Annotated in this window: 13 protein-coding genes; 9 read left to right on the plus strand and 4 right to left on the minus strand. The window is 72.0% G+C overall.

Features of this window, described 5'->3' with window-relative positions; translation table 11 throughout:
• Position 1 precedes the first annotated feature (1 nt).
• From ABD981_RS20350 to ABD981_RS20365, 4 genes are all read left to right on the plus strand, one after another.
• Positions 2 to 493 carry a low molecular weight protein-tyrosine-phosphatase gene (locus tag ABD981_RS20350; RefSeq protein WP_046908651.1) on the plus strand — a complete coding sequence of 164 codons (492 nt, stop codon included), beginning with the start codon at positions 2 to 4 and terminating at the stop codon, positions 491 to 493.
• Positions 490 to 1695, plus strand: coding sequence for a cystathionine gamma-lyase (locus ABD981_RS20355; protein ID WP_046908652.1), 1206 nt, complete (start codon positions 490 to 492; stop codon positions 1693 to 1695). The genes ABD981_RS20350 and ABD981_RS20355 overlap by 4 nt, the downstream gene beginning before the upstream one ends.
• A 239-nt stretch (positions 1696 to 1934) precedes the next feature.
• Positions 1935 to 2831, plus strand: coding sequence for a LysR family transcriptional regulator (locus ABD981_RS20360; protein WP_046908653.1), 897 nt, complete (start codon positions 1935 to 1937; stop codon positions 2829 to 2831).
• A 35-nt stretch (positions 2832 to 2866) separates the two neighbouring features.
• Complete coding sequence (locus tag ABD981_RS20365) at positions 2867 to 3346, plus strand: NUDIX domain-containing protein (RefSeq protein ID WP_046908654.1); 480 nt, start codon at positions 2867 to 2869, stop codon at positions 3344 to 3346.
• Positions 3347 to 3388: 42 nt separating this feature from the next.
• Here ABD981_RS20365 and ABD981_RS20370 read toward each other — a convergent pair whose 3' ends face one another.
• Together ABD981_RS20370 and ABD981_RS20375 are read right to left on the minus strand one after the other, a co-directional pair.
• Positions 3389 to 4663 carry a globin domain-containing protein gene (locus tag ABD981_RS20370; protein ID WP_382748443.1) on the minus strand — a complete coding sequence of 425 codons (1275 nt, stop codon included), beginning with the start codon at positions 4661 to 4663 and terminating at the stop codon, positions 3389 to 3391.
• Positions 4664 to 4676: 13 nt separating this feature from the next.
• Entirely contained in the window at positions 4677 to 5330 is a 654-nt protein-coding gene (locus tag ABD981_RS20375) for an HAD family hydrolase (protein ID WP_046908655.1), read from the minus strand.
• 77 nt (positions 5331 to 5407) lie between these two features.
• Between ABD981_RS20375 and ABD981_RS20380 the strand changes: the two genes are divergently transcribed.
• The 4 genes from ABD981_RS20380 (at position 5408) to ABD981_RS20395 (ending at position 7849) form a co-directional block, all read left to right on the plus strand.
• Positions 5408 to 5935 carry a hypothetical protein gene (locus ABD981_RS20380; RefSeq protein WP_046908656.1) on the plus strand — a complete coding sequence of 176 codons (528 nt, stop codon included), beginning with the start codon at positions 5408 to 5410 and terminating at the stop codon, positions 5933 to 5935.
• A 5-nt stretch (positions 5936 to 5940) separates the two neighbouring features.
• Positions 5941 to 6804 carry a GNAT family N-acetyltransferase gene (locus ABD981_RS20385; protein WP_046908657.1) on the plus strand — a complete coding sequence of 288 codons (864 nt, stop codon included), beginning with the start codon at positions 5941 to 5943 and terminating at the stop codon, positions 6802 to 6804.
• A 104-nt stretch (positions 6805 to 6908) separates the two neighbouring features.
• Entirely contained in the window at positions 6909 to 7367 is a 459-nt protein-coding gene (locus tag ABD981_RS20390; RefSeq protein WP_046908658.1) for a MarR family winged helix-turn-helix transcriptional regulator, read from the plus strand.
• 29 nt (positions 7368 to 7396) lie between these two features.
• Entirely contained in the window at positions 7397 to 7849 is a 453-nt protein-coding gene (locus ABD981_RS20395) for a GNAT family N-acetyltransferase (RefSeq protein ID WP_046908659.1), read from the plus strand.
• 78 nt (positions 7850 to 7927) lie between these two features.
• On the opposite strand, the gene ABD981_RS20400 is transcribed toward ABD981_RS20395, so the two are convergent.
• Both ABD981_RS20400 and dnaB read right to left on the minus strand, forming a co-directional pair.
• On the minus strand, positions 7928 to 9307 hold the full coding sequence (locus tag ABD981_RS20400) for a serine hydrolase domain-containing protein (protein WP_046908660.1): 1380 nt from the start codon (positions 9305 to 9307) through the stop codon (positions 7928 to 7930).
• Between the two features lie 35 nt (positions 9308 to 9342).
• The gene (gene dnaB, locus ABD981_RS20405; RefSeq protein WP_046908661.1) at positions 9343 to 10806 is read right to left on the minus strand and encodes a replicative DNA helicase; all 1464 of its coding nucleotides are present in this window, start codon (positions 10804 to 10806) and stop codon (positions 9343 to 9345) included.
• A 442-nt stretch (positions 10807 to 11248) separates the two neighbouring features.
• On the opposite strand from dnaB, the gene ABD981_RS20410 reads away from it, so the two are divergent.
• Entirely contained in the window at positions 11249 to 12586 is a 1338-nt protein-coding gene (locus ABD981_RS20410; RefSeq protein ID WP_046908662.1) for an MATE family efflux transporter, read from the plus strand.
• Positions 12587 to 12618: the final 32 nt, after the last annotated feature.

The raw sequence follows: 12618 nt of genomic DNA on the forward strand, positions 1-12618 counted from the left end.
CATGACGTACCGCGTCTGTTTCGTCTGCACGGGCAACATCTGCCGTTCGCCGATGGCCGAGCACGTCTTCCGCGCCCGCGTGGCCGAGGCCGGTCTGGCCGAGGCGGTCGTGGTGGACAGCGCCGGCACCGGCGGCTGGCACGAGGGCGACCCCGCCGACCCGCGCACCGTGGACGTACTGGAGGAGCACGGATACGGTTCCGGGCACTCCGCCCGCCGGTTCCGCACCTCCTGGTTCCCGGCGCTGGACCTGGTGATCGCCCTCGACGAGGGGCACCTGCGCGAACTGCGGCGGCTGGCCCCCACCCCCCAGGACGCCGCGAAGATACGCCTGCTGCGCTCCTACGACCCCGGTGCGGGCGACCGGCTCGACGTGCCCGACCCCTACTACGGCGGCCGGGAGGGCTTCGAGGAGTGCCTGGAGATGGTGGAGGCCGCGAGCGAGGGACTGCTCGCCGCGGTACGCGACGAGGTGGAGGAGCGGACCCGATGAGCGGCACCGACGGCGGCGACGGCACCCCGGCCGAGGGGCCCGGCCGGATCGGCGACGGGACCCGGGCGGTCCGGGCCGGACTGCCCGAACCGGTGAAGTACGAGCCCACCCTGCCCGGCCCGGTCTTCGCCGCCCACTTCCACCTGCCCGGCGAACCCACCGGCCCCTACACCTACGGCCGCGACGAGAACCCCACCTGGACCCTCCTGGAACGCGCCATCGGCGAGCTGGAGGCCCCGGGGGAGACCGGGGTCGAGACCCTGGTCTTCGCCTCCGGGATGGCCGCGATCTCCGCCGTCGTCCTCTCGCAGCTGCGCGCCGGCGACGCCGTCGTCTTCCCCGACGATGCCTACCAGGCACTGCCGCTGCTGCACGAGCAGCTGCGGGCGTACGGCATCGAGGTGCGCACCGCGCCCACCCGCGGCGACGCCCAGCTCACCGTCCTGGACGGGGCGAAGCTGCTGTGGATCGAGACGCCGTCCAACCCCGGGCTCGACGTCTGCGACGTGCGCCGCCTGGTGCGGGCCGCCCACGAGGCGGGGGCCCTGGTCGCGGTCGACAACACCCTGGCCACCCCGCTCGGCCAGCGCCCCCTGGAGCTCGGTGCCGACTTCTCCGTCGCCAGCGACACCAAGGGCATGACCGGCCACGGCGACATCCTGCTCGGGCACGTCAGCTGCCGCGACCCGCTGAGGGCCGCCGAGGTACGGCGCTGGCGGAAGATCGTCGGGGCCGTCCCGGGGCCGATGGAGGCCTGGCTCGCCCACCGCTCCCTGGCCACCCTCCAGCTGCGCCTCGACCGGCAGTGCGGCACCGCGCTGACCCTCGCCGAGGCCCTCGTCGCGCATCCGGACGTGTCCGGGCTGCGCCATCCCGGGCTGCCGGGCGACCCCTCTCACGAGGTCGCCGCCCGCCAGATGCGGCGCTTCGGCTCCGTCGTCTCCTTCGTCCTGCCGGACCGCGCCTGGGCGGACCGCTTCCTGGACGCGCTGCGGCTGGTGGACGACGCGACCAGCTTCGGCGGGGTCCGGTCCACCGCCGAGCGGCGCGGACGCTGGGGCGGGGACGCCGTGCCCGAGGGCTTCATCCGCTTCTCGGTGGGCGCGGAGGACCCGGAGGACCTGATCGACGACGTCCTTCGGGCGCTCGACACGGCGGCCAAGGGCGACCCGGCCGACGAGGGCCTCGCGGGCACCGGATAGCGGGCACCGGATAGCGGGCACGCACGCGTGACGGGACGTTCCGAACCTCCCCCCTCGTGGCTCGGAACGCCCCCTTCCCCCCGGCGGACAACCGCCTGGACAAGGCTAGTTGACTCTGCGTCAGTGTCCAATCACGGTAGCGACAGCGACCTATCGACTTATTTATAGTTGGACGGTCCTGAGGCGCCGTCAGCGGACCGCCTGAGTCGAACGGCCCTCGCGGCCGGGAGGGGGCGGACATGGATCTGGCCCTGCTGCGCACGTTCGTCACGGTGCACCGGGCCGGCTCCTTCACCCGCGCCGCCGCCCTCCTCGGGCTCTCCCAGCCCGCGGTCACCAGCCAGATCCGCACCCTGGAACGACAGCTCGGCCGCCCGCTCTTCCTCAGACAGGCCCGTGGGGTCACCCCCACCACCATCGGCGACGAGCTGGCCCACCGCGCCGCCCCGCATCTGGACGCGCTCGTCGAGATCGCCGAGACCGGGCAGGAGGAACAGAGCGGGATCCGCACCCTCCATCTCGCCGGGCCGCCCGAGTTCACCGCGATCCGGGTGCTGCCCGCCCTGACCCCGCTGGTCGCCCAGGGCCTCACGCTCCGCGCCTCGTTCCTCGGCGACGCGGAGGAGACCCTGGACGGACTCGCCGCCGGGCACCACGATCTGGCCGTCGCCACCGCCCGGCCCCGCGGCGGTCTGTTCGCCGCCACCCCGCTCTGCGACGAGGAGCACGTCCTGGTCGCCGCCCCGCGCTGGGCCGCCCGACTCTCCCCCGGGGTGCTGCTCAGCAAGGGCGCGGTCGTCCTGGAGCAGCTGCCCGTGGTCGAGGTGCACGAGTCGCTGCCCTTCGTCTCCCGCTACTGGGCCGCCGTCTTCGAGTCCAAGCCGGCCGCGGCCGCCACGGTGATAGCCCCGGACCTGCGGGCCGTCCTGGAGACCACCGCCGCTGGCGCGGGGCTCGCCGTGCTGCCGCGCTATCTGTGCGAGGAGGCCCTGGACAGCGGCCGGCTCGTGGCGCTCCTCGACCCGCCGGTGCCGCCGCTGCGCACCTACTTCCTGGTCGTCCGCACCGGCACGCTCGCGCTGCCGCATCTGGCACGGGCTCATGAGTGGTTGCTGCGGACCGCCGGGGGCTGGTGAGTTTCAGGACACCTGGGACGGGCCATTTTCTTCCCATGACCGAACGACCAGTGGTCAAGCGCACCGCACGCGCCATCCTGCTCGACGGGGACGACCTCATCCTCATCAAGCGGACCAAGCCCGGGGTGGATCCCTACTGGCTCACGCCCGGCGGCGGGGTCGAGCCCTCGGACCCGACCGTCGTCCAGGCCCTGCACCGCGAGGTGCACGAGGAGCTGGGCGCCAAGATCACCGACGTGGTGCCCTGTTTCGTCGACACCGTCGAGCACATCGTCGACGGCGGGGTCTCGGGCGTGAAGGTGCAGCACTTCTTCGTCTGCCGGCTGGAGTCCATGGACACCTCGCTGCGCCACGGCCCCGAGATCGAGGAGCCGCTGGGCGAGTACGAGATCGTCCGCGTGCCCTTCAGCCGGGTCGGCATCGCCGCCGTGCACCTGGTGCCGCTCTCCCTGCGCCACTACCTGGACGGCAACATCGAGGGCGTCCGCGCGATGCACGCCCCCGACCTGGGCTAGGACGGGGCCGGCTCGGGCCGGGCGCGACCACACGGACGCGCCCTAGGGCTGCGGGACCAGCTCCGCCAGGAAGTCGTGGCGGATCCGATCGGTGGGGATGCCGGCGCCCTTCAGGGCGTCCACCCCGCTGCGGACCATGCCGACCGGCCCCGAGAGATAGGCGTCGTACTCGGCCCACGGCCCGTACTGGCGCACGGCGTCCGGGAGCCTGCCCTGGTCCTCGGTGACGGGGCGGACGGCCAGCCAGGGGAAGGTCTTCTGGAGCCGCAGCATCGTGTCGATGTCGTAGAGGTCGTGGCCGCTGCGGGCGCCGTAGAAGACCTCGACGCGCCGCCGGTCCCCGTGCTCGGCCACGTCCTCGACCAGCGCCTTGATGGGGGCGATGCCCGTCCCGCCGCCGAGGCAGAGCAGCCCGTTGTCGGTGGAGTGGTCGACGGTCATCGAGCCCGCGGGCGGCCCGAGGCGCAGGACGTCGCCCGGACGGGCGCGGTGGACCAGGGCGTTGGAGACCCAGCCGGCCGGCACCGCCTTGACGTGCAGGGTGAGCAGGCCGTCCGGGCGGGGGGCCGAGGCGAAGGAGTAGTGCCGCCATATCCGCGGCCACCACGGCGTCTCCAGACTCGTGTACTGCCCGGCGAGGAACGGGTACGGCTGGTCGGGCCGCAGGGTGATCACGGCGATGTCCGGGGTCCGCAGGTCGTGCGAGACCACCTCGGCCTGCCACCAGGCCGGCGCGTGCTGCTCGTCCTCCGCGGCCGCGTCGATCATGATCTGCGAGATCGTCGTGTACGTGCGGACCCAGGCCCCCTCGGTCTCCTCGTCCCAGGTGTCGGCGTACCGGACCAGGGCGCCGATCAGGGCCTCGCCGACCGCCGGGTAGTGGGCGGGCTGGGTGCCGTACTTGCGGTGCCCGCGGCCGAGGTTGCGGAGGTACTCGGTGAGGACGGGCACGTCGTCCATGTGCTCGGCCGCCGTGAGCAACGCCTTGAGCAGCCGGTCGCGCTGGGTGTCCATCGCGGCCGGGAACATCGCCCGCAGATCGGGATGGTGGGTGAAGAGCAGCGCGTAGAAGTACGAGGTCACCCGGTCGGCGACCGGGGCGATCTCGACCATCGTGCGGCGCACCAGCACCGCGTCCGGCGAGGGCGCCTCGCTCTCCTCCGGGGGTATTCGAGGCGGTGACGCGTCCGTGGCCGTAGCCAGAGCATCCGTCATGTCTCGCCTCCCCGCAGCCGACCGCCGTGGTCGCCTTCCGTGTTCGCAGGATGACAGTCCGGCGCGAAGCTCGGGCAGAAAGCGGAATTTCCGGCCTCTCATGCCCCCTCGGCGACTAGGCTGCGTTCTTTCGGACCAGTGCGTGGGCCTCGCGCAGATCCCCTCCGGTGTAGCGGTGCCGGGCCAGATCAGCGAGGTGGTGGTCCGCGTTCACGGCCACCGTCTCGGGCACCACCGCGAAGAGCTCCGCGTCGGACATCGAGTCCCCGTAGGCCACGCAGGCATCCAGTCGGACTCCGAAGCGCTCGCAGAGCTCCTTGGCGATCCGCACCTTGGCCGAGGCGTCGAGGATCCCGGGGCGATGGATCGGCTCCGTGAACGGCACGGCGGGCCAGGCGGAGCCGTGGGCCGCGTCCGCGCCCCAGTCCAGCAGCCGTTCGACGAAGAAGTCGGGCGACAGCGAGATCACGGCGCAGTGGCCGCCCTCGGCCCGGATCCCCGCCCAGACCTCCCGGATGCCGGCCAGCCAGGGCGCCCCTTCGAAGGCCGCCGTCACCTGTCCCGGGGTGAGTTCCGACCAGAGCGCCCGGGCCCGCACCGCGAACTCGTCGGGGGTGAGGCCGTGCAGCAGGAAACCCTGCTCCAGCTCCGCGATCTCCTTGCCCAGTCCGAGCTGCCGCGAGATCTCCACCGCGGCGGCCGATCCCCGGATGAGGGTGCCGTCGAGGTCGAAGAGGTGGAGCCTGCCGCTGCCGTGGAAGGTCGTCATGTACGCCGAGGCTAGTACGGGCGCTTACTCCCCCGGCCGGACGCGGAAGCAGGTGTCCGAACGGCACCGTGTTTCACGTGAAACATCTCCGGCGGCCCGCACGGCGGGCACTTCTCGTCGTCCATGTCTCCGTCTCCGTGGCCTGGCTCGGCCTCAGCCTGGGTCTGCTCACCCTCGGCATCACCGCCTACACGACCCAGGACCCCACCCTGACCGAAGCGGCCTACCGCGTCATGAAGGTGTTCGCGGACTGGCTCCTGGCCCCGGTCGCGCTGCCGACCCTGGGCAGCGGCCTGGTGCTCTCGCTGGGAACGCCCTGGGGACTGGCCAGGCACCGCTGGGTCTGGATCAAGTTCTGGATCACCCTGGCCACGGCCGCCGCGACGGTCTTCGCACTCCGCCCGGAGATCACCCACGCGGCGGCGTCCGGCGTCCCCGACTCCAGCCTGGTCGCTGCCCCCGTGGTCTCCACCAGCGCCTATCTCTTCATGACCGCGATCTCGGTGCTCAAGCCCTGGGGACTCACCCGGCGCGGACGCCGGCTGCGGGAGGCGGCCCGCTCCGGTAAAGCGGTGGACGCGCCCGCGCCGCTTCGGAGAGCCTGAACCCCATGCCCTCTTCACACGCCCCGCTCGACCAGCTCCCCATCCGGCGTCTCACCACGGAGGACGTCCTCGCCTGTGCCGACCTCTCCGAGGACCGGGGATGGCAGCGGGAGGAGTACAAGTGGGGGCTGCTGCTCGCCGCGGGCGTGGGGTACGGCATCGACGACCCTTCCGGCAAGGGACTGGTGACCGCCTGCGTGGTCACCTCGTACGGACCGGGGCTGGCCGCCATCGGCATGGTCCTGGTCTCCGCGCGGTACGCCCGCCAGGGCATCGGGCGCCGGCTGATGCGGCACGTCCTCGCCGAGGCGGGGGACACCCCGCTCACCCTCTACGCGACGTCGAACGGCCGACCGCTCTACGAGGAGCTGGGCTTCACCGACATCGGTCGGGCGGAGATGCTCCGGGGGCACTTCACCCTCACCGAGCCGGCCCCCGCCCTTCCTGTCCGCCCCGCGACCGCGGAGGACCTCCCGGCTGTCCTGCGCCTCGACCAGGAGATCTTCGGCGTCGACCGCACCGCGATGATCGCCCGCCTGCCGGCCTTCGCCGACCAGCTGCGCGTCGCGGAGCAGGACGGCGAGATCACCGGCTTCGCCGCGATCTGGCCCAACATGGACACCCATGTCATCGGCCCGCTGATCGCCCGCGACACCGCCACGGCACAGGCCCTGGTCGCCTCGCTGGCCGCCGCCTCGGACCGCCCGCTGCGCACGGACGTCGACGACCGGCACGGCGCGCTGACGACCTGGCTGAAGGCGAACGGTCTGGAGCAGATCGCCACCACGACGGTCATGGTCCGTTCCCTCCCCGAGCTCCCGGGCGACTGGCGCCGCCGCTTCGCCCCGCTCACCGTCGCGGCGGGATAGCCGGACCGGTCACCCCCGGACAATTACTTGCACACGCGGATTTTTGCGCTCCATCGTCTACCCTGGTACGTAGCCGCTCCGGACGAGGAGACCGAGGAGAGACCATGACCGCGACGGACCCCGCACTGACGGCCCTCTCCCAGGGCTGGTGCGCCCTCTCCCTGCTGCACGGCAGGATCGAGTCGCACATCGAGCGGGCGCTGGAGTCCCGGCACGGTCTGAGCGTGCGCGAGTACTCGCTCCTCGACGTGCTCAGCCGCCAGCACGACGGACCCGGCGGACACCTCCAGATGAAGCAGGTCGCCGACGCCGTCGTGCTCAGCCAGAGCGCCACCACCCGGCTCGTCACCCGGCTGGAGGACCGCGGGCTGCTCACCCGGTACCTGTGCGCCACCGACCGGCGCGGCATCTACACCGATGTCACCGAGGCCGGCCAGAAGCTCCTCGCCGAAGCCCGCCCCACCAACGACGGGGCCCTGCGCGAGGCCCTGGACGCGGCGGCCGAGAACCCGGAGCTGGCCCCGCTGGTCCGGGTCGTCGAAGGGCTCGGCGTTCCCGTCTGACCCGCCGGGCGGGACGTAGCCTGCCCTTCATGAGCGATCTTGAGATACGGCCCGCCCGCCAGGACGACCTCCCCGCCATCATCGCGATGCTGGCCGACGACCCCCTGGGCTCCCAGCGCGAGTCCCCCGAGGACCTCACGCCGTACACCGCAGCCTTCCTCCGGCTCGACCGGGACCCGAACCAGCATCTGGTCGTCGCCGAGCGCGAGGGCCGGGTCGTCGGCACGCTGCAGCTGACGGTCATTCCCGGGCTCTCCCGGAAGGGCACCACCCGGTCGATCATCGAAGGGGTCCGCATCCACGCCGACGAGCGCGGCAGCGGCCTCGGCACCCGGCTCATCGAGTGGGCCGTCGAGGAGTCCCGCGCCGAGGGCTGCCGACTGGTGCAGCTGACCTCCGACGTCACCCGCACCGACGCCCACCGCTTCTACGAGCGACTCGGCTTCGAGGCCTCCCATCTCGGCTTCAAGCTGAGCCTCTGAGGGCACGTCGGGCCCACGACGGAGACCCGGGCCGAGGAAGGAGAGCGCGCTGTTTCACGTGAAACAGCGCGCATCCGCTCACAGGCCGCGCCAGCCCGCCTCGTCCACGCCACCCGGGACGGCGTCCCCCGGCTCGTACGGCTCACGGGTGAAGACGAAGGACCCGAGGTCGAGATGGCTCACCGAACCGTCCGCCCGGCGCACCACCCGGAGCGTCTCCCCCGCGTAGTAGCCGTCGAGGCCCACCCAGCCGCCCTCCGGCAGGGCCCGGAAGCTCGCCCGGCGCCCCACGCCGCGCAGCGGCTCCAGGGTCACCCCGCGCGCGGGACCGACCCTCAGCCCGTAGGCGTAGGTGCCCCAGTACCAGGGGCCGGTGAGCGCCAGGAGCTCGTGGTCGACCTCGGCCGCGGGAAGGGGGCGCCAGGGCTCCGGGATGCGCGGCTCGGCCTCGGCCACGATCCGGAGGAGATCGGCGGCCACAAGGGCCGTCAGGGGCCCCGAGGTGGCGTTCGCGAGCGCCACCGTCGCCAGCCCGTCGTCGACGCTCACCCAGAGACAGGCCACGAAGCCCGGCAGCGATCCCGTGTGCCCGATGAGCGTCCGGCCGTCCTTGCGCAGCAGTTGGAGGCCGAGGCCGTAGCCCGACTCCCCGTCACCGGCGGCCGAGGGAGCGGCGGGCACCCTCATCTCCTCGACGGAGGCCCGGGAGAGCACCCGGTCGTCGCCCTCCGCGAGGAACGCGGCGAACCGGCAGAGGTCGCCGACGGTCGACCAGAGCTGGCCGGCCGGGGCCATGATCCCGAGGTCCTGCGCGGGTTCGGGCAGCATCACATCGGCCCACGGGTGCACGGCGAAGCCGCCCGCGTGCGGGGCGACCGGCTGGACCGTGGTGCGGCGCAGCCCCAGCGGCTCCAGGATCTCGATCCGCAGCGCCTCCGCCCAGGACCGTCCGCGCAGCGCCTCGACCAGGGAACCCAGCAGGGTGTAGCCGGGGTTGGAGTAGTGGTGCAGCCGCCCGGCGGGGTGGGGCTGCGGCCGCTCCCCCAGGACGTCGGTCAGCAGGGGCCGCACCGTCCCCGGCGTCCGCTCCCACCACGGCGACGGGGTCTCGGCCGCCAGCCCGGCGCTGTGGCCGAGCAGCTGAGCGATCGTCACCTCGCCGACACCGGTGTCCTTCAGGTGCTTCTCCAGCGGGTCCTCCAGGCTGAGCAGCCCCTCGTCCCGCAGCCGCATCACCAGAACCGCCGTGAACACCTTGGTGATCGAGCCGATCCGGTACTGCGTCTCGGCCTCCGGGGCGTGCCCGTCGACGCAGCTTCGCGACCCGAACCAGACGGTCTCGCCGTCCCGGACCACTCCGGCGGCGAAGGACGGCGAGCGGCCCTCGGCCTGTGCGACGGCGACCCGGTGCAGCAGGGCGCGTTCGGTGCTGGGAAGCAGGGCTTCGAAGGAGGTCATACGGTGATCATGCCGCGCGGCCCCGGAGATCTCGATCAGGTTTGTGCCATGTCCACGAAGCGCGAGTAGTGGCCCTGGAAGGCCACGGTGATGGTCGCGGTCGGACCGTTACGGTGCTTGCCCACGATGATGTCGGCCTCGCCGGCGCGCGGGGACTCCTTCTCGTAGGCGTCCTCGCGGTGCAGCAGGATGACCATGTCCGCGTCCTGCTCGATGGAGCCCGACTCACGCAGGTCGGAGACCATCGGCTTCTTGTCCGTGCGCTGTTCGGGGCCACGGTTCAGCTGGGAGAGCGCGATCACCGGGAGCTCCAGCTCCTTGGCCAGCAGCTTCAGGTTTCGCGACATGTCCGAGACCTCCTGCTGACGGCTCTCGGACCGCTTCGAGCCGCCGGCCTGCATCAGCTGGAGGTAGTCGATGATGACCAGCTTGATCCCGCTGCGCTGCTTGAGGCGGCGGCACTTGGCCCGGATCTCCATCATCGACAGGTTCGGCGAGTCGTCGATGAAGAGCGGGGCCTGCGAGACGTCCGGCATCCGGCGGGCCAGCCGGGTCCAGTCCTCGTCGGTCATGGTGCCGGAGCGCATGTGGTGCAGCGCGACCCGGGCCTCCGCCGAGAGCAGACGCATCGCGATCTCGTTGCGCCCCATTTCGAGGGAGAAGATGACGCTGGGCAGGTTGTGCTTGATCGAGGCCGCCCGGGCGAAGTCCAGGGCGAGCGTGGACTTACCCATGGCGGGACGGGCCGCGATGATGATCATCTGGCCGGGGTGCAGTCCGTTGGTGAGCGCGTCCAGGTCGGTGAAGCCCGTGGGCACACCGGTCATCTCGCCGCTGCGGGAGCCGATCGCCTCGATCTCGTCGAGCGCGCCCTCCATGATGTCGCCGAGCGGCAGGTAGTCCTCGGTGGTCCGCTGCTCGGTGACCTGGTAGATCTCGGCCTGGGCGCGGTTGACGATGTCGTCGACGTCGCCGTCGGCCGCGTATCCCATCTGCGTGATCTTGGTGCCGGCCTCGACGAGGCGCCGCAGCACGGCCCGCTCGTGGACGATCTCCGCGTAGTAGGAGGCGTTGGCGGCGGTGGGCACCGACTGCACGAGGGTGTGCAGGTAGGAGACGCCGCCGGCGCGGGTGATCTCGCCGCGCTTGGTGAGCTCGGCGCCCACCGTGATGGGGTCGGCGGGCTCGCCCTTCGCGTACAGGTCGAGGATCGCCGCGTAGACCGTCTCGTGGGCCGGCTTGTAGAAGTCGTGGCCCTTGAGGATCTCGACGACGTCGGCGATGGCGTCCTTGGACAGCAGCATGCCGCCGAGGACGGACTGCTCGGCGTCCAGGTCCTGCGGGGGGACCCGCTCGAAACCGGAGAGTCCGGAGTCCCAGGAGTCCTCGCTGCCTCGCTCGTGCTGGTCCTCACGACCGCGCCCCCGGCCCCGGCCTTCGCCGCGGGTACGGGTGGGCAGCCGGTCACCTGGTCCGCTGTCGGCCCAGGGATCGTCCATGGGCTCGGGACTGCTCACCAAGCCACCTCCTCCCGTCCGCTCCGCGGACCTCGCCGTGCCACTCTTTCTTACGCCACGGCTCCGACAAACGAGAGGCTTTGACTCCGCTTCTGGCGCGTCGTGCGCCGGACCACGGTAGGCCCGCGGGCACCGTCAGCCAATCTGGTTATCCACAGGGCCTGTGGGTGAAGGCCCGGATGCTGTGGAGAACTCCCCGGAACCTGTGCACGGACCGGGGGACAGCCATGTGGACAAACTCATACCACCCACGATCGAACCACTCTGACCTGCGGTTTTTCCATCCACCGGCTGTGGGGGAGAAAAACTTCGCCGTCCGGACCAAGATCAGAACAAACGGCGCACACCCGAAGGTCCACTCCCTCCTCAAGTAAGGGTTGCAAGGTCATTGCATCTCTTACCTGTGGAAGATTAGATTGACCCCATGCATCAGGCCCCCGCGCCCCCCAAGGCCGTTCGACGGCAACACGACCGCGAGATCGTCTCGCTCGCCGTCCCGGCCTTCGGCGCACTCGTCGCCGAGCCCCTGTTCCTGCTCGCCGACAGCGCCATCGTCGGCCACCTCGGCACGCCCCAGCTCGCCGGCCTCGCCATCGCCTCGGCCCTGCTCTCCACGGCCGTCAGCGTCTTCGTCTTCCTCGCCTACGCCACCACGGCGGCCGTCGCCCGCCGCGTCGGCGCGGGCGACCTCCCGTCCGCCATCCGGCAGGGCATCGACGGCATCTGGCTCGCGCTGCTCCTGGGCGCCGGCGTCGTCGCGCTCACGCTGCCCACCGCCCCGTGGCTCGTGGACGTCTTCGGCGCCTCCGACACCGCCACCCCCTACGCGATCACCTATCTGAGGATCTCCATCCTCGGCATCCCGGCCATGCTCGTCGTCCTGGCCGCCACCGGCGTCCTGCGCGGCCTCCAGGACACCAGGACCCCGCTCTACGTCGCCATCGCCGGCTTCGCCGCCAACGGCGTCCTCAACGTCGGGCTGGTCTACGGAGCTGGGCTCGGCATCGCCGGATCCGCCTGGGGCACGGTCATCGCCCAGTTCGGCATGGCCGCCGCCTATCTGGTCGTGGTCGTCCGCGGGGCGCGGCGCCACGGAGCCTCCCTGCGCCCCGACGCCGCCGGCATCCGGGCCAGCGCCCAGGCCGGTGTCCCGCTCCTGGTCCGCACGCTCTCGTTGCGCGCGGTCCTGATGATCGCCACGGCGGTGGCCGCCCGGCTCGGTGACGCCGATGTCGCGGCGCACCAGATCATCCTGTCCCTGTGGAGCCTGATGGCCTTCGCCCTCGATGCCATCGCCATCGCCGGCCAGGCCATCATCGGCCGCTACCTCGGCGCCGAGGATCCCCAGGGCGCCCGGCAGGTCTGCCGCCGGATGGTGCAGTGGGGCGTGGTCTCCGGGATCGTGCTCGGGCTCCTGCTCATCCTCGGCCGCCCGCTCTTCATCCCGCTCTTCACGAGTGACCCCGCGGTCCAGGACACCCTGCTCCCCGCCCTCCTGGTGGTGGCGCTCTCCCAGCCCGTCTCCGGGGTGGTCTTCGTCCTCGACGGCGTCCTCATGGGTGCGGGTGACGGCCCCTACCTGGCCTGGGCCATGCTCCTGACCCTGGCCGTCTTCGCCCCCGTCGCCCTGCTGGTCCCCGCCCTCGGGGGCGGCCTGACCGCGCTCTGGGGTGCGATGACGCTGATGATGACGGTCCGCCTGGCGACCCTCTGGCTCCGCGCCCGCTCCGGCCGCTGGATCGTCACCGGGGCCACCCGCTGACCCGATGTTTCACGTGAAACGGCGGAAGGGCC

This window comes from Streptomyces showdoensis, assembly GCF_039535475.1.
Lineage (GTDB): Bacteria > Actinomycetota > Actinomycetes > Streptomycetales > Streptomycetaceae > Streptomyces > Streptomyces showdoensis.